Origin of the sequence: Gordonia sp. CPCC 205515 (assembly GCF_048537925.1) — a bacterium.
Classification (GTDB): Bacteria; Actinomycetota; Actinomycetes; order Mycobacteriales; family Mycobacteriaceae; genus Gordonia.
This window is the reverse complement of sequence record NZ_JBCLVJ010000004.1, coordinates 105625-128599: the sequence shown is the minus strand read 5'-3', so window position 1 is coordinate 128599 and position 22975 is coordinate 105625. Positions and strand designations below refer to the sequence as shown.

General features: G+C 57.6%; 11 protein-coding genes. 8 read left to right on the top strand and 3 right to left on the bottom strand.

Going from position 1 to position 22975, the window contains the following annotated elements:
* Nucleotides 1-743 precede the first annotated feature (743 nt).
* Genes dpdE through dpdD form a run of 8 tightly spaced genes read left to right on the top strand, consistent with a single transcriptional unit; the run spans nucleotide 744 to nucleotide 18689 of the window.
* Nucleotides 744-4124 carry a protein DpdE gene (dpdE, locus tag AAFP30_RS05800; RefSeq protein WP_419228919.1) on the top strand — a complete coding sequence of 1127 codons (3381 nt, stop codon included), beginning with the start codon at nucleotides 744-746 and terminating at the stop codon, nucleotides 4122-4124.
* Nucleotides 4121-6727 (top strand): protein DpdF, encoded by a 2607-nt coding sequence (gene dpdF / locus AAFP30_RS05795; protein ID WP_419228918.1) that lies wholly within the window; start codon nucleotides 4121-4123, stop codon nucleotides 6725-6727. Before dpdE ends, dpdF begins: the two co-directional genes overlap by 4 nt.
* The gene (dpdG, locus tag AAFP30_RS05790) at nucleotides 6727-7653 is read left to right on the top strand and encodes a protein DpdG (RefSeq protein WP_419228917.1); all 927 of its coding nucleotides are present in this window, start codon (nucleotides 6727-6729) and stop codon (nucleotides 7651-7653) included. Before dpdF ends, dpdG begins: the two co-directional genes overlap by 1 nt.
* The gene (gene dpdH / locus AAFP30_RS05785) at nucleotides 7654-10743 is read left to right on the top strand and encodes a protein DpdH (RefSeq protein ID WP_419228916.1); all 3090 of its coding nucleotides are present in this window, start codon (nucleotides 7654-7656) and stop codon (nucleotides 10741-10743) included.
* Nucleotides 10740-11453: a hypothetical protein gene (locus AAFP30_RS05780; protein ID WP_419228915.1), complete on the top strand. Its 714-nt coding sequence runs from the start codon at nucleotides 10740-10742 to the stop codon at nucleotides 11451-11453. The genes dpdH and AAFP30_RS05780 overlap by 4 nt, the downstream gene beginning before the upstream one ends.
* Nucleotides 11450-15970, top strand: a complete 4521-nt coding sequence (dpdJ, locus tag AAFP30_RS05775) for a protein DpdJ (protein ID WP_419228914.1) — start codon at nucleotides 11450-11452, stop codon at nucleotides 15968-15970. Before AAFP30_RS05780 ends, dpdJ begins: the two co-directional genes overlap by 4 nt.
* A complete protein-coding gene (gene dpdK, locus AAFP30_RS05770) occupies nucleotides 15967-16479 on the top strand; it encodes a phospholipase D-like domain-containing protein DpdK (RefSeq protein ID WP_419228913.1) in 513 nt (170 codons plus the stop codon). Before dpdJ ends, dpdK begins: the two co-directional genes overlap by 4 nt.
* Nucleotides 16476-18689 (top strand): protein DpdD, encoded by a 2214-nt coding sequence (gene dpdD, locus AAFP30_RS05765; protein WP_419228912.1) that lies wholly within the window; start codon nucleotides 16476-16478, stop codon nucleotides 18687-18689. Before dpdK ends, dpdD begins: the two co-directional genes overlap by 4 nt.
* A gap of 112 nt (nucleotides 18690-18801) precedes the next feature.
* Here the strand turns inward: dpdD and dbpB (AAFP30_RS05760) are convergent, their stop codons facing one another.
* The 3 genes from dbpB (AAFP30_RS05760) to dbpB (AAFP30_RS05750) are packed head-to-tail and all read right to left on the bottom strand — an operon-like array spanning nucleotide 18802 to nucleotide 22318.
* Entirely contained in the window at nucleotides 18802-19905 is a 1104-nt protein-coding gene (dbpB, locus tag AAFP30_RS05760) for a DGQHR domain-containing protein DpdB (RefSeq protein ID WP_419228911.1), read from the bottom strand.
* Complete coding sequence (dpdA, locus tag AAFP30_RS05755) at nucleotides 19902-21125, bottom strand: tRNA-guanine transglycosylase DpdA (protein ID WP_419228910.1); 1224 nt, start codon at nucleotides 21123-21125, stop codon at nucleotides 19902-19904. Before dpdA ends, dbpB (AAFP30_RS05760) begins: the two co-directional genes overlap by 4 nt.
* Complete coding sequence (gene dbpB, locus AAFP30_RS05750) at nucleotides 21122-22318, bottom strand: DGQHR domain-containing protein DpdB (RefSeq protein ID WP_419228909.1); 1197 nt, start codon at nucleotides 22316-22318, stop codon at nucleotides 21122-21124. Before dbpB (AAFP30_RS05750) ends, dpdA begins: the two co-directional genes overlap by 4 nt.
* Nucleotides 22319-22975: the final 657 nt, after the last annotated feature.

Here is a 22975-nt window from a genome sequence, read left to right as displayed (position 1 = left end):
AGTCCCGCCCGCACCCGCCCAAAGACACGGTGGTGTTTGGTCGCGATCTCGCAGCGAACTGGCTGCACAGGAATTGACCCTGTCTGTCGGTGTGCGGGAGCCGAGACTGTCGGCGGCGATTCTGGTCGACACCGACCAGAATCGCCGCGAAGCCCTTCCGGCAAAACTCGAGACGTCAGAGCGCAGTCAGTACTTAGTGTCACGCGTCCGCCTGCGACAATGTCGACCATTAGGGGCGAGGATCATTTGTATCCCGCGCCCCTCGTGACCGACCACAGCAGTTGCATGTCCTCGAATCAGCACTTCTCGATGTCCATCGCGCGAGGTCGACGTCTCTCGGTCATGCGAAGATCGATACGACGCCGGCATGTCACCTCGTCGTCGACGGCATCTCATTGCTCCGGAAAGGCTCACAGGCGTCCACAGATCCTCCAATCTCAACGAAAGGGGACCGCGCGAACTGAGGTCAGCAGTTGGTCCGCCACGGGTCGTCGGCCACCCGCGACACTGTGGATCGTGTCAGACGCCCGGAGTAACTTCGTCGCAGAGTAATTTGAGAGTTTCAACAACTCCCGAGCGAAGGTTCGGGCAGTCGGGTTTGTTCAGCAAGGAGATTGAATCGCATGTGCTCTCGTATATGAGGCACGCCCGAACGTGGCCTTTGCCCAACGCCGCTAACTCACCGAACAGGACTTCCAGAGTTGCAAGCCGATATCGTTCACTGCCCACGGTGTGGGGCGCCCATGACCCAACTCGTCGCGAGCCGCGGACCGCGCGCAGGACAGCTATTCCTTGGCTGCACCCGTTTCCCCGCCTGCAAAGGGACACTGTCGGTGGACGGAACCGAACCAGCGCAGCGGCGGCGAGGTAAGACTTCGAAGTCCACAAGAGCGAGGGGGACCAACTCCGGCAAGCGGTCACCGCTCCTTAAAGGCGACCTCATGGTGTGTTCCGAGAACTCACTAGGAGTAGGTAAGGCTGTCGATCGCCGCGGCGATATCGTCGTCCTCGAGTACTTCGACAATCCTGCACAACCTGCAGCGGATCGATTCCATGCCGAAGTCCATGTGCGAAGCCTGCGCCGGTTTAGGCTCGACCAGGAAGTTCGTGTCTTCTGGTCAACAGATCTCGGATGGCTGTCTGGGCGATTGGAGCCGAGTAACGAGCACAGGGACATTTCGGTTAAGACCCGCGATGGGGGGCACAAATTACTGCGCGAACGCGACGTCTACATCCGCTGGGACCGTCCCCTGTACGATCCGGTGGGTTTCGGTGGGGCCGGAATGATGGAGTCCCCACTTCTGTCCGATCTTCGCCGACCATTCATGCATCACGTCCTGCGCCAACGATCGGCGTCACACGGAATGGGCAGCGCCATCTCCGCTTCCATTCAACTCCATCCTCATCAACTTGACGCAGCACGGCGCGTCCTCGAAGACCCCATTCAGCGCTACCTGCTCGCCGACGAGGTCGGGCTTGGAAAAACCATCGAGGCTGGCATTGTCATCCGACAGATTATGGAAGATGACTGTGCAGCGACCGTGCAGTTAATCCTTCCCCCGTTTCTGGTCGCGCAGTGGCGGCGGGAACTCGAAACCAAATTCAATGTGCTGGACTTCCAGCGTGATCGAATTCGCATCTCACGCGACGATCGCCCTGACACCTGGAAACCCGCAGATTTACTCGTCGTCGACGAGGCGCACAATCTCGCATCGTTGAGGACCAGTGCCTCGCCGGACCTCCAAGCCCGATTTACAAAACTAACCGAAGTCGCGCTTGCTAGCCCTCGTCTGTTGCTGCTCTCCGCTACTCCGATCCTCCACAATGAGGAGGTCTTTCTCGGGATGCTGCGCTTACTTGATCCATCCCTATATGGTCGGGCCACAGTGAATGACGTACGGAAGAAGGTAGCCTCCCGCGCTGACCTTGGTCGTACGCTCTTGGGGTTGAAGCCATCGCTGCCAGCTTCCGTTATCACTCGGCGTCTCGACGAGGTTCGGTCGCTTCTTGTCGATGATCCTCAAGTGCAGGTGATGGCCCAGTCGGTGCAGGAAGCTGTCGGTACCAAGGATAAAACGATTGTCGCCGAGGCCATCGTTAGACTTCACGGTCATGTGTCGGAGGTGCATCGCGTTCACCGTCGAATGATCCGGACACGTCGTACGGACGGGCTACGTGCTGGTTACCGAGTCCAAGGACGCACAAAGCCAACTAGATGGGCACTCGATGCCGCGGTACTTGATACCGCATCGAATCTCCTCGATGAGTGGCGTGAGTACGCCGTCGAGTCCACCGAGATTGGCAGTCTTAAGTTGCAAGATGCCGGACGACTCTTCTCGGAAGCGTGCAGTCTACTTCTCGATCACAAAGCCTTGTCTGGCTGGGCAAGGCGGCGGCGAGATAACGCTTCTTCCGATGACGAGGTAGAGGTTCTTGAACGAATGGAGTACGTCCTCGATAAGGTTGATCGGCGAGCAACTGTCAGCGCCCCTCTCGCCGACCACCTCAGCTACGAAATCGCGACTGGAGAACGCGTCCTCGTCTTCTGCCCTACACCTTCGTTGGCTGAGGAACTCGCTGCGGAGATCGGCGAGCTGCTCGGAGAGCAAATCGTTGCACTCCATCTACAAACGAGTGACCCCGACGATGCCGAGGCCTCCATCAGAGCGTTCGAGAGTGACGGCGACGTCGCGCGCATTCTGGTCTGCGACAGGTCCGCTGAAGAAGGCCGCAACTTCCAAATGGCCGACCTCGTCGTGCACGTCGGCCTACCGAGCAGCGTCAATCAATTGGAGCAGCGCATCGGTCGTACGGATCGATGGACCGGAAGTACCGAAGTCGAACCTCCTCGAGGTCTGCACGTTGTATCCGGCGATCGGCACGACAATTGGGACCTTGCGTGGACGGCAATCGTCGAACGCGGCTTCGAGGTGTTCACTGCATCAGTGGCCAGTCTGCAGCACGCAGTTGAACGGTCCACCGATGAGGCCTGGGCCGCGTTGTTACTAGACGGCCCGGACGCGATCGACCGCGTCGTGAAAAACGTCACCGAGCAGTTGGCCGAAGAATTAGAGAAGGTCCGGGAGCAGGACGCCGTCGACAGTCGCGAGGCGCCGGTCGATTCTCGATCGATCTTCGCTGAGGTCAGCGTATGCGAAGCCGATCAGCAAGATTTTGCCGAGGCCTCTGACAACCTCCTGGCCCGAGAAAGGGCCCCAGGCAACATTCGGCTTACGACGAACGGTTCCCCTCGCACCGGCATCGGTTCGTACCGAATCATCAAGGAACGGAGCGCAGAACCGCCACTGATCCCGCTGTCGCGACTGCGACGCGACTTTGTCCCGATCGAGGGTCAGGCTGGCACTTTCAGGCGCGAGATCGCTGTCGCGACACCCGATGTGCGACTGTTTCGGTATGGTTCTCGATTTATCAACGCCGTATCTGATTTCATCATGAACGACGATCGCGGCCGAGCATTCGGGATGTGGCGCTACGACACCGACTGGGAGTACGAGGAACTCGTCGCCTTTCGGTTCGATTTTCATGTCGAGGCAAACATTGAGTTGGCGAGTGGCGTGGAGTCATCCGCCGATTCAGACGGTTCACGTGCGGCCCTTCGGCGCGCGGACTCTCTGTTTCCACCCGCTATTGAAACCGTGTGGGTGGACAGTGCCGGCAGCATCATTACCGAACCGGCGACGCTCGCCGTGCTCAACCGTCACTACCGTAAGAGACGAGTTCCCGGAGAATCTGATGACTTCAGTCTCAATCTCCAGCGCCTTCAGAAGGCATTCCGCCTTGTGCCGCAGTCCAGTTGGCTAGACCAGTGGCGCGCGGCCGAGGCGGCCGCCAAGCGCGCGATAACCGGACTGCCGCGAGTCCAGGAGAAGATTGCGACTGGCATGTCCCTCTGTTCCGAGGACAGCAACGGACGAATCCAACAACTAGCACTGCGCGAGCAGTACGCATCTGCTGAGGAAGTTGCGGCGCTTGCATCTGAACGAACTGCTGAAGCGTACATGGCACAGACGTTGTCCGAGGCGATTGCTGAACCGGCCTTGCGCCTCGACTCCACTGGCATCGTGATCGTTGCCGGTCACAGCATCGAAGACGAGTCCGAATGACCACGTGGCAACTCGAGGCTGTCCAAGGCATTCTCGACGGTACCGACGTCACGCGATCGAACCTCAACGGCCCGTTCGCCCGACTCCTCGACGCATGGCATTCAAATGTGGACGGTAATGCGATCCGGTCCGACATTCTCGGTCTGATCTCACAGGTCCTTCATCACACACGCCTAACCAATGCTGGCGCGCCGCCAGTCCTTGATATCGCCTTGACGTGGCGTGGGATCTCAAGTGATTCGGTGGCAAGGTTTGGTCTTAAGGGGACTCCGTTATACGGCGGAAAGACGCGACTCGAACCAGCGGAAACTTGGACGCCCGATTGGATCTACGGCGATTCACGGTGGGTTGACCATGCCATTGCTAGTCCCGACGACATCGTCTGCGACGATGGCACAGCTATCTCGACCGACGCACGCCCCAGGACCGGCGAATCAGTGATTGCGGACCCAGCCGTGACCGCTGTTGCGCCCAACGTAAATCGCTATCAGTCACCTGCGCAGGCCACTGCATTACGCACCGTTGCACTCAAGGAAGAGGGCTCAACCCTTCACATTGTGCTGCCAACAGGTTCCGGGAAATCTCTGGTCGGGATTGTCCCGGGCTTAATCGAACCCGGATCAACAACCGTCGTTGTCGTCCCAACGATCGCTCTAGCCATTGATCAGGAAAAGCAAAGTCCCTCGCGCTACCCGGGCGCTGAACTACCGAGAGAACTTGCATTTCACAGTGGTCGGAACAAGGAAGAAAAACGGGCAATACGAGAACGACTTGCAGCGGGCACCCAACGACTGCTCTTCACCTCTCCCGAATCCCTTGTACATGGTCTCGCGCCGCAACTTCGCGAACTCGCCCGATGGGGCGGCCTGACGTATCTCGTCATAGACGAGGCACACCTCGTATATTCATGGGGACTCGATTTTCGACCCGAGTTTCAACTGGCGGCAGAACTAATCCGCGAACTTCGTTCGATCGCACTTCAGCATGGACAGAAACGGCCGAAGACTGTGCTAATGACAGCAACGCTGTCCGGCCAGGCACTCCGACTCAACGACGATCTCTTCACGGAAGACAAGTCGGCCTTCGTCGGGTGTACGTACCTTCGAACCGAATTGCGTTACCTCGTTTCCGAATGTAGCGATGCTGAATCCCGCAAGCAACGAGTCATTGAAGCAATGCATCGTCTCCCTAAGCCCGCCATTGTGTACACCACCAAGCGCGAAGACGCCGAGGAACTCGTATCGGTCCTCCGTAGCAACGGTTTTGGGCGCACTGCTGCGTTCCACGGCAAAGTCAGTGACGTCCAACGGACCGCGGTACTGAACGGTTGGTCAGGCGCAGACCAACCAACATCGATAGACATCGTTGTCGGAACGACCGCGTTTGGCTTGGGCATCGACCAATCCGATGTCCGGAGCGTCGTCCATGCGTGTATTCCGCGCTCGGTGGACCGTTTCTATCAGGAGGTGGGTCGCGCGGGACGCGACGGACACACTGCCGTATCACTTTGGCTGCCTGTGCCGAGTCGCGACTTTGGAGACTCACGTGTCGAACTCACCCGCCTCATCGGTCATACGAAGGGGTGGAATCGATGGTCTGCAATGGTTAATCGAGCCGTCCATGCGCCTCCTGATTCTTCCTACGCCATGACGATCGATCTTCGGACTGTCCCGGTGCACAACGAAAGGGACACCGATCACAACCGACTATGGAACCGAAACATCATCACCGTGCTTCGCCACGCAGGCGCGATAGGCATCGCTCCGGTCCATCCACCTGTCATTCATCGGGAACGCGATGAGTCCGATTCGGCGTGGGAGTTACGACTAGCGGATGCATGGGAAAAGTCCAGGACCAGCCTGGACATCATAGCCAAACAATCACTAAATGAACCAAATTTCGAAGCGGTGTTCAGATCCGTTAAGGAATCCACCTATCGCCGCGAGAACGAAACATTCGCACGGATCCGCCGATTGCTAGCACTTGAAGAATGCTGGGGATCAATCTTCGCGGAGGAATACACCCTCCACATTGGAGACATAGAGGGCACCGATCAACACCCGAGTCCGTCATGCTCAGGTTGCCCTGCCACGCACCACCGACGTGCGCCAAACGAATCCCCCGCCAGGACAATAATTGCGAGGCCTGCACTGGCAGCGATTTCTTACAGCCTGAGACCTGCATTGAAACAGGAACTGATGAATCGGGCAGTTCTCGTACTCACCTACGATTCGGACTCCGAGCGCAGAATCGGTCAGGCGATCACCGCAATCATCAGCGGTGGCTTCAGCCAGATTTTCTATTCGCGCCGATTGATCAAAGAACTCGTGAGTAATGTCATTCAAGGAGTCGGCACTAGACGCTTAGTTGTTGTCGAGGCTGTCGACTTTAATCGACCACTCCGCAAACTATCGCTGCCGACAGCTCTTGTAATAGCCAACGGCGACCCTATTACCTCGCTATTAGCCGAGCCAGGGGTGGATGCCATGCCTCGAATTATCATCGCACCCAGCGACACTCCAGCTCCGAATCGGCCAGACAGGCCCCTCACGGAGATGATCCATCCCAACTTGCAGCTTTCCGAATTTGTCAGGAGATTGTGATGACAATCATTAATGCTGTGGGTTCACTGCCTGGACTCGGTCGCCTACTTGTCAATCATGTCATCTCTGCCGGAAATACTATAGACAGAACAGAGTTGGCGGCTCGACTCCTTCCGAAAGATCTCCGTACAGGCGACAACCCGACCGCAAGCCTCGACACCACGCTCACCGCCATTCGTGATTCTGGCCTCTTAGCGGTGTCGGGCGATGCTGTTTCCACTACCCCCATCGTCGACGAGTTCACACGCGGCAAACAGGTGACTCCCCAACAGTTTCGTCGACTCTTCCAGAAATCAATTTTCGATCCTAGCAACGAGGATCCATGGAAGCACGGAACGGGGGACACACTGACGGCAGGGGCAAAGGACCTGAACCGCGCACTATCTTGGTTCCTTGCTCAGGATTGCATGAGTGTCGTAACTTGGGACACCAACTCAACAGGGGTGTATAGCGCACAAGCGCTGCAGATCGATCAATTGCCCGATGCTGAAACCCTCCGACCGTTCTCCAACGACGTCAGATGGAATACGTTCGCGCGTTGGTCCGTGGCCATCGGTATGGCAGAACCAGCTCTGCGAGGCAACGGGTTGCACCCGAATGCCACCGTCGCGATTCGAGACGTCACACGCGAGATGAGCCCAACGGTCCACCGAGTCGACGACTATCTGGCCGAGTTAGCAAGACGACTTCCCGTCCTCAGTGGCGGAACAATGCGCCGCGGTTTTCTCCAGCACACGGACAGCGACCCAGACCCTCACGTGTCAACCGCCGCGCTGGACACCACAGTCGGACAAGCCTTACTCGCGCTTGAAGAAGAAGACCTCCTGGTGTTGAAATCGGAAGCGGATACTGGCAGGAGAACTATAAACATGGGTGCGACCCCGCGTTCGGTAACCCACGTCGAGATCCTGGGGGGTGGACGCTAAATGAGTTGGCAAGCACTCCGTCCGACACTCTGCTGGGATCGAAATTCTGCCCTCGACATAATACCCGTCGAAGCAGAAACTCCCTCAGATGCAGTCTTCGACGCAACTCACAGTAACCTTCCAATTCTCCGCCGCAATCGGATTGATGACGAACACGGTGAAGTGGTGTACGAGGATCAACTGCTCGATGCTGTGGAATCTCAACCGCCCGACTATCCGATCCTCCCCATCCTGGGTCACTCAGGCACTGGCAAATCACACCTCGTTCGATGGCTGCGCATGAAACTCGAAACGAGTAATGCGTTGGCGCCGAATCGGCGAGTGATCTTTGTTCCGAAGCACAAGATGTCGCTGCGTGCGATCCTCGACCTGATACTCAGTCAGACACAGACCCAGGAGGCCGACGCGTTCCGAGAACGTGTGCACGCCGCAACCGAAAAGCTGACCCATGAAGGCAACGCCCGTTTGCAGCTTCGTTCTCGACTTGCCGATCTCATTGCTGCTCAAGCCGACTCACCATCCGCGGCCGAGGAAACCGCTGAAAGCGCCGAGCGTATGTACCTGGCCACAGAACTTCCGAATCTTCTTCTCGATCCTCACTTCCGGGCGAGACTACTCGCCGATGACGGAGCTATCGCGCGGTTGGTGCGCGAAAAACTCTTTGGGAAAGGGCCGGAGGACAAGGATGAACCCTTCGCGTTCACCGATGGGGATCTTTATCTAAGCGTCGACGATGCCGATCGTGCTTCCGCCGCCGCCCAAGAAATTGCTGAGACGCTGAACGGGGACGAACCGCTGCGCACGCTTGCCGCAAGAATGCTGAACGAACAACTCACGCCCGCCGTCAGTTGGGTGTTCGGTGTCGGTGGGGACGACCTCAAAGATCTATTGATAGAACTTCGCCTAGAACTCGGACGAAATGGTGAAGAGATCTTACTCCTGATTGAGGACTTCTCCATCTTTCAGGGCGTTCAGGGCGGCCTCATCGACGCAATGACTCAGATTGCGACGAAGAATCTTCCACTGTGCCCCATGAAGGTCGTCATGGCTGTAACGACTGGCTACTTCCGCGATCAGATACCGGACACAGCCAAGACCCGTACCTACCAGGTTTTCGACATGGACGTACCAGGTGAATCCGTGGCGGTAGATGCCGTGGAGTTTGCCAGTCGATACCTCAATGCAGTTCGAGTCGGAACCGAAGGTATCGACTCGGCATTCGCTGAACGTGACGGGGTGCCCAACGCCTGCGACATGTGCACAATATCTGCAAGGTGTCGCGCCTCATTCGGCGAGAGAGACGGGATCAGTCTGTTCCCTTTCAACGAGTCGGCTCTCAATCTCGCGATTGAAAGCCAACAGAGCGACGACCGCGGCTTCGTTGCCCGCGACGTTCTCAATCGAGTTCTTCGCCCAGTCCTCCAGGAGGATCGAGAGGCCCTCGAGCAACGCCGGTTTCCACCCCGTGAGTTCGCAACGCGCTTCTCGTCCCGCGCCACCGCGCAAAGATGGAATGTGGAAGAAACTGCACTAATCCAGGCACCCGGTGAAACCGAAGAAATGGTCCAGCGGCGCCAGAGGTTGCTCACCTTCTGGTCTGCAGAACCACAAGCACAGAACCTCGATCCCGCCGTGCATGACGCGTTCTCGATCCCCGAGGTCCCGGGCCTCCGACAGTGGAATTCGCCTGGCCCAAGGCCACCCGGTCCCCGGCCACCCGGTCCCCGGCCACCCGGTCCCCGGCCACCCGGTCCCCGGCCACCCGCACCGCCGCCTACCGACCCCCCGCTAGTGGAGGCGCTCGACTTGTGGAGCCAGGGCGAACCCCTTAAGCAGGCGCCGCAGAACGCGCTCCGAAGGCTCGCCTATTCCTCGATCGTCACAAAACTCAACTTCGAAGATGGTCTACGTGGCAACTCAAGTTGGACGCTGTCTGGTACAAGGACAGTTGGCGATGAGTCACTCGCGGGCTCTCCGTTGTTTGGGCAGACAGCAATCTTTTTCGAGGGGACCAAACGAACAGATAGACCAGCCATACGTCTCGACATCTCGCGTAACGACACCGACGCGGTCCGAACGCTTCGTGCACTCGCTCACCTGGACGCCTCCAACTCTTGGACTGAAATCTCTCACGGGGCTGATCTGCAACGGTTGACATTTCGTCAGGTCGACAAGTGGGCGCGGCAGATAGAGACGCAACTCGCGCTATACCGATACGATCCAACGGCTATCGACCCCGAGGTGGGGTACCTCACGGATGCACTAATTCTCAGCGCTCAACTGTTGGGAGTCGAGTCAAGTTACACGGAAGGGTCAGCGGCAAAGAAGATCGCCGCAGTCTTCGCACCCCCACCCCCATCCGACCCCTCGCTTCTCCCTCCTGCGCTTCGCCAACTACGTGCATGGGCCAGCTCCGAGAAGAGTAGTCGGGATTCACTGCAGAGACTGCTTCTGCGACGGGTGAGCTACACGCAGGGCGGCGGCAGGATCGCGGGCGTGGACGTCAACCGAATTCTGCAGTCTCACAAAGTGTTCCAGAAGTCACCCACAACCCCGCCATCCGTGTCGAGTGACGTGGCAGCCTACGTCGAACGATTGCGCTCTAGCGCAGAGGCGCTAGATGCTATTCATGGTCCCGTCGAAGCAATGCTTCCCCCCACATCGACGCTCGACTTCAAAGTGAAAGAAACGGTCAAGGCGGTTGCGAAGACTCTCCAGATGCTCCAGACCACGGGGATGACGCCCGCCCGTGTCGACGTAAACAAGATCATCGAACTTGGTCAACCGCTAGACGCGAGCGACCTGCACCGTGTCGCAAAACTACGACAGCAACTGGCTACGTGGGACACACTTTCCGCCGTTGAAAAGCTGGAAGCACTATCGGGAAACTGGCCATCCTCGGCAGCCCGCCTCGCACCGTGGATCGAGGCGGTGTCGACTGGCCTCGACAGCATCGAGGCTCACATCAACACCAAGATCGATTCGGAACTGCAGTCTCATGCCGAGAAACTGGACAATGACCTTACTGACGCACTAAATGCGGCGCTAGCTTCAGCGTCGGCAATCGTTGAGTCGGGGAACGAGTCATGAGTATCCTCGAACGATTAGAGCATATCGAGACCCGTGCACAGATCGCGCGCGACAGCGGAGTTCTTCAACAGAGTCTCGGCAGGATCGAACGAGCAGTTGTTCGGGTGAACGACATGGCTTCGTCGCTGTCAAAAGCCACGACCGCATTCCACGAACTTCACCCGGTCGATTCAACTCTCAGCGAACTCATTCCGAAATTCGGGCAGATCGCCACTGCGTTGGGCTTACTAGCGGCGAAGGCAGGCTCGAAGCCGCAATTCGGCGCGCTAGAAGAGTTCACGACGGAACTCGGCGTAAACGAGCGACTGCTGAAGGCTATCGAAGCATCACTGAGTGAGTCATGGGCGCGATACCAAGAGCAGAACCCGGCGACATCGGTCGACCGAGCCTTGTTAACCACTTTCGAGAACTCCGGACTCAAGGTGGATCATTTGATAGAGCAGTTCGATGACGCGAGTCGCGAACTGGCAATCGTAGCTGAACTACGTCTGCCGACAAGCGGTACTGTCCATCGCCACCAGACGAGTCTCAATAAGCTTGCTGCGGTATCGGAAGGATTGACCGATGTCGTTCCCGCAGCGCTGGCATCATTCTTCCGCCGAGCCGACAGTCCCGATGGTGCGCCCCTCTCAAGTCTCACTAACGACGTAGTTAGTTTCCTTACCGAGCATCAGATAATCGACCGATATTCGATTCGAGGCCACCGATGATCGATAAGCAACGACTTCTCGAACTCCTGGGGTCACTCGAGTCTCTCGAAGACCCTCTGCTCTCGTGGGGCGTCGTCGACGGCGGGATATCCGAAGGCGAACTCCACGACCACATCCGCGAATGGGGAATGCGTAATGCGCCATTCGATGCAGTCGAAGACCTTGTCGTTGAACTTGTCAATCATGGCTTCATCTTCCGCGACGACACTGCCGACCCGCCTCGTTGGCGGACACGAATCGCAGAAACTCTGCGCCTACTCGCACGACTTCGCCAAATTTTTCCCACTAGAACCGACGCGGGGAGCGCTTGGAGAAAAGGTACCTCGTTGGTGGCCGATTTCCGGTATCTGCGCCGGCCCCGCTCTTACCCATTGCGCAACGTCACCTCGGATTCGATCCTCGAAGGAATTGACGTTAGGAGTGACGTCCTTGAGGAAGCCCTCCGGTCGCTCACGTCGAACGGCAGCCAGCAACTGATGTTGAGCGGCTTCCAAGTACGAGCAACGCGCCAGGTACTCGCCTCATTGGAAACCAGTAGGTCGAGTGGGACGGTGGTCGGAGCAGGCACCGGAAGCGGAAAAACCCTGGCGTTTTACCTGCCTGCTTACGCCTACCTCGCCAGTCTGCAGGACAGTTCAGCCTGGACGCGGGCGGTCGCAATCTATCCTCGAACCGAACTTCTTCGCGATCAGTTCACATCGGCGTTCCAGAATGCACGTGCTGCCGACGACTTGTTTCGCGCACACACTGGTCGAAAACTACGCATCGGCGCCTTCTATGGTGCTGCACCGCGGAACTTCAAGAGCCTGGACGACAGGTACTCCCAGTGGCGTAAGACCACTCACGGATATCGGTGCCCATACCTGGGGTGTCCCGGCGTCGACGCATCGGGGTGCGGCGGCGAACTGTACTGGCCGTTCGAGGCGGTGAAGCAACACGAGGAACTGCTCGTGTGCGAGTCCTGTGGTGCCCAATTCGGCGAAGACACGATTGTCATCACCCGAGATCGGATGAAGACCCAGGCGCCGGACATTGTCTTCAGCACAACGGAGATGCTAAATAAGACCCTGCCCGACCGCTCGATGTGCTCAATTCTCGGACTCGGGGTACCCGAATCAGTGCGACCTCGCCTGATGCTCCTCGACGAGATCCACACCTACGGCGGCGCAACAGGCGCGCAGACCGCAATGGTTCTACGACGATGGCGCCATCGCGTAGGTTCACCAGTGGCATTCGTCGGATTGTCCGCAACGCTTGTCGACGCAAGCAACTACTTCGCCGACTTGATCGGACTCGATGCCGACTCGGTCACCACTGTCGAACCCGAACCGGACGAACTGACCTACGAAGGTGCCGAATACATGGTCGCTGTCCGCAGCGACCCGACCAGTGGAGCGAGTGTCCTCTCCGCCACAATTCAATCCGCAATGCTTGTCCCTCGCATACTCGATACACTTGATCGAAAGATCTCCGAAGGCGCATTTGGGACCAAGACATTCGTGTTCACCGACGATCTGGACGTCACAAACCGCCTCTACTACGACCTGACTGATGCAGAGGGACTTCGTTTCGGGAACTTCGGCCGGGCTTCGACCGCTTCCAAAGCACCCCTGGCATCGCTGCGCAACCCCGCCCTCGGTGGCGGAATCCCACGACGAATCGCCGGCCAGTCCTGGGATCTGCCTGCCCTTCTCGGGCACCCTATCGATGAGAACGGCAGATTGCGATTGGGACGCACCTCATCACAAGACACTGGTGTCGACCGCAACGCCCAACTCACGGTCGCAACAGCCTCGCTCGAGGTCGGATTCGACGACCCCGAGGTGGGTGCGGTTATCCAGCACAAGGCGCCGCGAGACGTCGCTCAGTTCGTCCAACGGAAAGGACGCGCAGGACGTCCCCGGGGCATGCGTCCCATCACCCTGATCATTTTGTCGGACTATGGTCGCGACCGAGCGACCTACGAGGCGTGGGACACCCTGTTCGACCCTGTCTTGCCGCGCCGCACGCTCCCAATTCACAATCGCGCCGTCCTACGAATGCACGCCACTCAGTCACTACTTGAGTGGATTGCAGTTAAAATCCCAACATTTCCCAACTCGAATTTGTGGCAAGCTCTCAAAGAGGCCCCGTCCGGACCTTACGCCGAATGGAACATTTCCCTCCACAAGGCGATCGCAGATATGCTCGAGAAACTGCTCATCGACCCGAACCTTCAAAACGACCTCGCGCGGTGGATACAGCGATCGCTGTACCTCTCACCAACAGAAGTCGACGAGATTCTGTGGCATCCTCCTCGCCCAGTGCTCATCGGTGCGGTACCGACACTCATCCGACGATTACGGTCGCGGTTTGCAGTTGCAAACCCATCCGGTACAGCCGAGAACACCGATTCAATTTCTGATCACCCACTTCCGGAATATTTTCCGAGTACGTTGTTCGGCGATTTAACCCTTTCCGAGGTCAATGTTGTCGTACCTTCACAGACCCGCCAACCGACCGACGTCACAGTCGAACTGATGGGAATTGATCAAATGCTGCGGGAGTATGCGCCCGGACGCGCGTCCAGGCGATTCGCGACGCGAAACAGCGAGGACCGCCACTGGATTCCAATCCCCGTTGATAGCCAAGAATCGACAGTGGACGTCGAAGGGTTCATTCCAGACTTTGATGTGGCCGCAACACCACTCGTCACTCACCGAGGCAGAACTACGAGCCTCGCCCTCGTGCGCCCCCACAGTCTCACGCTCTCGAAAGTGCCTCCGGATATTAGGGATTCCTCGAACGCGCGATTGAGTTGGTGTTCGCAGTTCGTCGAGCAGGGCACCGGGGTCTCGGTGAACTTCCCGTCGACCGACCGGATGGGATCGATGATCCGAGAGGCTACCTTCTTCCTGCATGCCAGGAGTGATTGGGTCCGGGTACATCGTCTCGCAGTCGAGAGTGACGCAACCATTCAGTACGAGGACGGAACCGAGAAGCGGTCCCGCGTGCAATTCAGCAGTGCCGGCCAGTCTGCTGGTATCGGAGCCACGTTCGACGTCGATGCCCTCCGTTTCAGGGTGGACCTTCCAACGATTCCCGCCACAGCACAGGATCATGACCTCGGCATCGCCAGCGCCTGGTTCATGCACGTCATCACTACCGACGAGACGCTGCTTCAGCACGGAAATACCTTCCAACTGAGATCGCTCCATCAGGCCTTGGAAACGATGCTCATACTCGAGGCCGTCGAGAAACAGGTCACGCTCGAAGACGCATATTCGCTAATCGGCGACTCCGTTGTCACACGACTCGGCAAAACACTGCAGGCCTTGTTTCAACGCCCCGGACTGGTGGTTGACGACACTGATCCTGACGCGAATCCGAGTCGACTCCTCCAACGACTGACAGCCTTGGTGACGATTCCCGCAGTGGCAGTTCGAATCGATGCACTCGTCCCTGAACTCTGGCGACCCAACCGCACCGCACAGGACGCGTGGATTCGCACCCGACTACTCACCACCGTGGGGCAGGCCGCCTTTGCGGCCGCCAGGCAACTCTGTCCCGACCACGATCCCGACGGCTTGTACGTCGATACCGAACCCGGTTTGCGTAGCGACGGCCTTCCCCGCACTTGCGAGGTCTGGCTGTCCGAACCAAATATTGGCGGCGGAGGATTTCTCGAAGCGTTGGCTAACCGCATCCAGGCCGAACCACGTCGATTCCTACGCCTAACGTGGTCAGCTATCCAACCCGCGCCCGCCGAGAGGATCGACCGGCAACTGCGCGCGATTACAGACAGGTTGACGAGTGAACCCACGCTCATCGACGTTGTGGCCAACTATCGCTCTTGCCATACCCAAACTCAACGAATTGCCGCGTTGGCGAATGTCCGCAAGGCGATCGGTCGGCCCGCTATTCACGGTGACGAACACATGCTGATCGCCAACTTCGCCAACCGCATCTTGCGACCCGGCACTTCAACAGGAACCGACCAAACAGTCCACGAACTCGTCACCACATGGGCTGATGCCGAAGATCGTCTCGGACTCGAAATCTCCGCACGCACTTGGGCGTTCCTGGCCAGCATCGAGCAGACTCACGATGCTGCGTTAAATATCAGCGGGAGTGACATCGACGCCCGACAACGCCGCCTGGACGCCATGCTAAGCCTCCTTTGGCCGACGGGTTGGCAACTGCGGTCGGAGGCCTTGAAAACATGGAACCCATTCGCCGACCTCGCCGACCCCCTACCGGAACTGCTGCGGGAGATCGTCCCCGAAGGCTCCCGCATCGTCCCAATAGGCAGCAGTGCTGTCGTCGAGCAAATTCGGGAAATCCTCGCAGAGGATGATCAGGTTCGAGTGTCAGGATCCGACCTGGATATCGCAACGATGTCCGACCTCATCGTGGAACTCACTACGCACCCCGTCGAGAGTGAATGGCTCTACGTGCACCCGCGCGTCGTCGAAGTTACGACCACTCAGACCGGTGACACGCTCATCACGCTCGAGACGTCAGAAGGCGCCAGATGAGGCGCATCACTACACATGGCGACGGGCCGACACTCCTCGCTTCCGACGCCGTTGAATCGCTTTTCATCGCCGAACTCATGTCGCCGTCTCCTGACATCTGGCTACTTTCACCATGGGTATCAGACATCCCAGTGATCGACAACCGTTCCGGCGCATTCGCAGGACTCGCGCAAGAGATGGGGGGCCACACCATCCTTTTGACGCGCGCGCTTATCGAACTTTCGACGCTCGGAACTCACGTTCACGTCGTTGTCCGTCCAGATCCGCGGAACACCCAGGTGACCGACAGACTCCGTGCAGCGGCAGACACGACTCGAAAAATCAGTATTGTCGTAAGGGAGAATCTCCACGAGAAGGCCCTGCTCACGTCGCGGTTCTACCTGCATGGGTCAATGAACTTCACTCACTACGGCAGAACTGTCAACGAAGAGTCGCTGGTGCTCGAGAATGACGTGACCAGCATTTCCCGAGCGAACCTCGACTACAACGATCGGTTCGGAACACGATGAACCAACTGATCGAGGATTTCTTCGGCGCGCGCAATGAACTTGCTCGAGCCTCCCTCTCCACCGAAGAACAAGCGCAACTTAATAATTGGATCCGCGCGCTACTCACAGGAACGCAAACCGCATTCCTACCTCGGTCTTGGCAGGGCCGACTGTTTTGGTACGTCTTCACACCACGAGATCGCCGGGCGAATGAAATCCTGGAATTACTCGGAGCATGGATCGGCCCGACGTACAGCGACGTATCTCGAACCCGCGGGCGACTTGATCTCACTGATCCCTTCGACACGCGTATCGACAGCGCCTCCGAGTTCGCAGTCCATCGGTTTGAAGTATTGCCGCGGTCCGGATCGCCTACAACCAAAGACGCCAGAACATTTGTGCGGCAAGCCCTCGTCCGACTCACCGAGTTGTTGGACCATCGTCCCGAATCCGAATTCCGATTCGCAAGGACGACCGCTGACATCCTGGATGACCTCGGACACGCATTGTCAACACGCGACCGCGCTGCCGCCGAGATCGCACTGAACGAACTGTCAACGAACGGGGATCTGGACGCGACCAACATGTCGTTCGTCCGCATTCGAGCACTCGCAGCATTGGGTGACTGGCAGGAAATCCTCGCGGACCGGGCAATCAACGACGTCCTCCGCATGAACAGACCACCAGGTGTGACTCGCTCAATCCGACGAGCTGTATATCACACGTACCTAGCGGCTCTAGATCGCAATGAGCGCGATATCGAGTTGCTGTCCGCAACAGAAGTTCTTCCCAATCCGTATCGATCGATCGCGAAGGGGCCCACGCCGCGATACCGAGACGAACTGGTACTTCAAGTACTTCTGGCGCTTCGATCCGATGCACCGAACGCAACGACGGCAATCGAGCGTCTCATCATGGGCGCCGATGAAATCGAAGTGGGGTTGGAATCTCGGCTGCGGCGACTCGTTGCGGCCTCCACAGCAGACAGCCAAACGAGCGCGGCCCAGGTCGACCCTGCCTCCATGGCAGTCGAGTTGTACGACGCCGGCGACGCGCGAGGCGCCCTGCAAGCGGTCCTTATCCTCCCGCTGACAACCAAAACGGGCCGCATTGCAGTCTCTGCCGCAGCGGATCTCGAAGATGAGCAACTGGCTCGAACTGCACTTGACTACGTCAACCGGGATCCCGAAGTGCGCGCGCGCTTGGCGAGTATCAAGTCAATTCAAAGAAATCTCGACGCCCTCGACGAACTCGGCGACACCGGCGCGCCCCACGACTGGGCATCGTGGTTCGACATGGTGGCCCAGGGAACAGACTTAGCAACGGTCTCTGCGCATACTCCCGACGACTTCGAACGCTGGGCGCCTCTTGACCTTGCCGATCTCAGTGCGCGTTTGGATACACTCAACGACGACGCGCTCATGATTCTGGGGGAGGCATCGGGGCAGTTTCTGGCAGCACACCGCGAAGTACTCGAGGTTTCGGGTGCGACAGGAGGCAATGTCGGTCGCCGCCTCATCGAGGCACTTGCGGTTGGCAGTAAGTGTTCAAGCGGAATTCAAACCCAGGCGCTCAATCTCGTTGAGCTGGCATTTGCTGCAAGTCACACACCGTCCGAGTATCGAGAACTCATCGAGAACATCGGTGAGATCCGCAGAACAAATGCTGCGCCGAGTACCACTGAATGGCAGGTAGACCTCCTACAACTAGTTACGTCATACCCACACCCCGACCAGAATAGTTCGGCGCTGATCCAGTTTATTGTTTCTTGCTTGAACGACTTGACGAAATATCGGCTTTCGTTGTCGTTCACATCAATCACCGCGGTAAAAATGGTCGCGGACGAGGCGGGTATCGCGCTTCCTCCCGAATTTTTCGCTGATTCAGCCAACGAAGAGGAGGACGAACTAAACGCCTACTCCTACCTCACAGGTAAGCGTGTTGCCCTCTATTCCCTTATGGGTTCAGCGATCCGCCGCGCAGCTAGCGTGCTTCGACAGTTGGTTCCCGGGATTGACGTTCGCCTCTACTCGGACAGTGTCGGAAGCCCCTCACTCGCCAAGGCAAGTGAGAATGTCGATATTTTTGTCATCGTCACCGCAGCGGCTAAGCATGCCGCCACCGAATTCATCGAGGCCAATCGCGGCAAAGGACCGATTGTCCGCGTCAACTCTAAAGGCACATCTGCAATACTCCGAGAACTTCGAGGAAACAGCGGAAACTCGGGGTGACAATAATGGCAAGGCGGTCATCCAGGACCGCTTCACTGACAACGATTGAGCCCTCCGCGATGACTGACTCACACCGGCGATGGAAAGCACCACCCCTTAGCCAACTCGGCTATCAGCACCGCACAGTTCGAAGTAAGAGATTGGTCAGCAATTTAACATCATTTGGCGTATTCTGCAGTCCATTCCACTTACGCGTATCGTCAGGTCCTAGGCGCCATTGCCCGCCACTCCAGGCTGAAATCTTCGTAATCGCCTTTATTTTTCGCTCGATCTCAGCACGATCCAAATGATCCACATGGTAACCGTCTGTGAGCGCATCCATCACGTATCCAAGTGACTGAATCCCGGCGCCGTGCGTGAGTCTTGACTTTCTCGGGGGTGATAGCCATTCATCCGGCCAAGTGTCACTGACTATCGACCAGAACATTTCCAAGTGGGCGACCATCGCTTCTTCGTCACCCGAGCCGTCGATCGGATCCCGGTACCTGTACAGAGCTCCTTCGAAAAGACTGTTTTCGATCATTCTGAGAATACTGTTGTCTTTTATGTAGCCGTCTGGTGAGGTCGGGGTCTGAATTCGTTCGAAGAACGGACCCTCTGGGTTCAGGTTCAACTGAATCATGACCGAAGCAGGAAGCCTCCGGCGCGCATACTTTGGGGGAAGATACCCGGCAGCGTCAGGGATCAACTCATGTATTAGACCTTTAGGGAGGGGTTTTGTGTTATTCACGAGAATGAACTGCGAGCGCTGTTCGTCGTCGTCCGCCACAAATCCGACCGCCGCAATTGGAAAAGATTCGACTTCCGCATCTCTAATAGCGGCCACACGCTGCTGGCCGTCGACCAACAGAGCCGGTTTATAATCACCATCGAAGTCAACGGGCACGTGGAGTTCGCCTACAGTTGCCAGTTCCTGGCCATTCACGCGCCGGGACGGGCGGAAAGTCACGCTGTCGTTAAAAGCAACAACGACAGCGTTCGGCAACATTGCGCCATCGGACTCGATGTAGCGTCGAATGGCGCGAATATGACTCAGCACCTCTGGCCGTTGATAGCCTGCGAGTTCGCCATCCTCGCCGCGCCCAATCCTGGAGACAGTCGTGAAGTCCAAGAGTTGTTTTCCGTCGACGGCAAAACTATAGATTTCGCGGTCACCCTGCTTTATGCGAAGCGCAGGTAGACGCATGACTTTACGAGTAACGTTCGCTCGACTCATTGCTGGACTCCCTCTAGTCTCAGCGCGATCTTCTTTCGAAGAGTCGCTAGATTGTGAAATCCCCGGCGCTTATTCCGTTCAGTGCCACGAAAAACGGCGATCTCAATCCCATGATCCGCGCAGAGTCCACACCGACATGACCGCCATGGCGCCGCCTCTAGGGTACGCCTGTATTGCGCTTCGTAAGATTTCTTTTTCGGGTCAATAAAGATTCGCTCGTACTCTAGGACGGACTCGAGTGCCGCAGTCGCACTGACTTTTCCTGCATCATATTCACGTAAGGCAACTAATGCACTCCGCTCCCCTGAGATGGCTTCGGCTTGCCGGACGCGACCTGAAAGAATCGCCCGTTTCAGGGTCACATTTCCCTCGACTTGCGGAATACGGATGGCGGCATATGTTGTATCGACAGTGTGGTAGTTATCTCGGTCATCCATGAAAGCCTGTCTGAACGCTGACGTGCTGTCGAAACTTGTGACACCGTGGGACCTGAAATCATCGAAGTTCTCGATTCGACTAATACCAAGTAGGTGAAGGCCAACATCGTCGGCTCGAATATCGTCGATGGCTTCCAGACAATCGAGGATATCTGGAGTCTTCAGCGCAATCATTCCACCGAGAGCAATGCGCTTATATCCCATCTTCTGCAGTTCTGCGACACTCTCCGAGTAACTGATGGGATCCCACCCTTGAGCTGCGCCCACTGGCTCTACAGTCGAATTTCGAGACTGTGTTTCGTCGAGATACTTTTGAGCGCATTCAAGCGTGGTCTGCTGTCGTCGATACCAATCATCGGAAATCGGCTGGCCGTGTTTGAGATAGCCGAGGATCACGTGATCGATGCTCACGCCAGCGTCGAAACCACACTCTTCATAGAAATCCAGTACTTCACCGACGCTGTAGGGAGGTTCGGGTTCATTTGCGTACGTAAATGAACCGCAGTCCCCCATTGTTGAGGTCGTCTTAGGCAGGCGAAAGAAGGCTCGGACACCCATTCGATAAATCCGCTGCCGTTGCGGCATCGAATACTTACCGGCGCCCTGCACCGACCCATCCACCACGGCCTTAGACACAAGGACACCGTCGTATGCGGGCTCACTCAAAACTTCGTGCGCGTACCGATCATCACGCTGCCGAACGCGCAGTGGGGAGTATTCGTCGTGCACGAAGTCGTAGGTTGGACTCACAAGATCCTGGCTGTCCGGAAAGAAGAACTTCATCTCTGTGGACTCGCGCTTCTCGCATCAACGTACGCACGAGCGAGATAGTTCGACAGAGCCGAGATGTGCCGAGGCGTGTTTTGCAACTCGTTCCACGGCAACCCTAGCTCGTCCCAGATGCCGTTCGTCCAGCGACAACCGGCTGCAACTCGTCGGAGTTCGACCATTGCCGCTGACCCAGCGTCGGACGACGCTATATCAACCTGAGCCATCACTCGATCCATCAGTCGACTCATTGCTCTGATCCCGACGCCACCCATGAGACGCGACTGGGTCGGCGGTTTGCCCCAAGCCCCAGGAAATGTATCGCGCACTGCCGACCAGTAGATGAGGAGTAGCTTCCGAATACTCTCAGTGTCCGTGGTACCAGTCGCCATATTCCTGTACGGAAAGAGAACTCCAGCCGGTGATTCGAGTGACTCCCGAAGTGCCTCTACAAGACTCGTGTCCGTGACGACCGCCTTCTTTCTGTCTTGCTCATCCGTCGACGCACGCTTGATCAGCCCGACGAAGGGCGACTCTGGGTCCATGTTCAACATGTCCACCAAGGCCGAAGGAAGACGTTTTGCAGAGAGCCTCGGAGACGGTGCAGCGAAGACTTCCGGCAGCAGTTCTGTTACTAGATTCACCGGGAGCGGTGACACTGTATTGACACGCAAAAACTGCTCGCGCTGAAGTGCGAGGGTAGGGGCAATGAATCCCGCAATCGGGACCGGCAACCGGCGGTTCTTGGATCTGGCAAGTGCCAGACTTCGCTGCTGACCATCAACTATCCACGCAGGCCGAGGCTCCTCAGAATCGGTAGGTATCGGTATCTCGAGCACTCCACTGACCGCAAGTCCGTCCGATGCGCCCGGACCTCTGCTGGACTTGAAGCGAACGTTATCGGGCAACGCCAAGATAAGTCCGTTCGGAAAGAGGACGTCAGCCGAATCGAGATATTGCTGGATTTGTCGGACGTGACTCTTTCGTTCCGGCCTTTGATACCCGATAAGCCGTCCCGCCTCATCGCGTGAAATTCGTGCGACATCAGCGACTAGATCAATTTCCTCTGCAGCCAAGGCGAACATGAAAAGCGGCATCTCAGAGTTCTGGTTCAGCCGGAGCGCGCGTCGTTCGAGTATCACAGGCGCAGACATCTCACCCCGCCATTTCGCTGTGTAGCCGATGGAATCGCCGTTGCTCGCAGGCACGGCCGGAATCCCGTAGTTGCCGTAGGGCGCGCGTCGCGGATGTCTCAGGCTGCTCCACGAGGATCTCTTCGAGAAACGCCCGAACCTCATCGTCGGACATCGGTATGCGGTCGTACACCTCGACATGCCTGGATACCTGGGACCACTCCTGCCACGCGCTCCGAACGTCGTCGTCAGTGAGTCGTCGACTCTCTACGAGTCCAAGCCATTGACGCGCCATACGCAGGGTGAGACTCGATGCGGTACCACCGAGCTCTCGGCGAAGGGCTCTATCGGCCGGCAACCGTCGCACCGTCGGATTCTGTCCGCTGGTACCACCGACGAGTAGCAAATCATCGCATTGGGCATGCCACCGATCAATGTCATCGGCAATGACTTGCCCGTAGCTGTCCGATGCGACGATCAACATGTGATCTCGGAGGGCCTCGTCGGTAGGAAGCGACCCTGGTTGCTGTTTTATCCGCTGCCACCACTGAACTGTGTCCACTCCGTCGGCTGCCACCGAGTCTTCGTTTCCTCGCGCGAAGGTCGCTCCGTATGCCGGACCGAGGGACGCTGCGTGTCGTATACCGAGGCCCGCTGAGACCACGAACAAGTCGGCGTCGTAGTCGTTCTCTTGAGCAGTCGTAAGCAACTCCTTCGCCTGCTGCCAGGCCT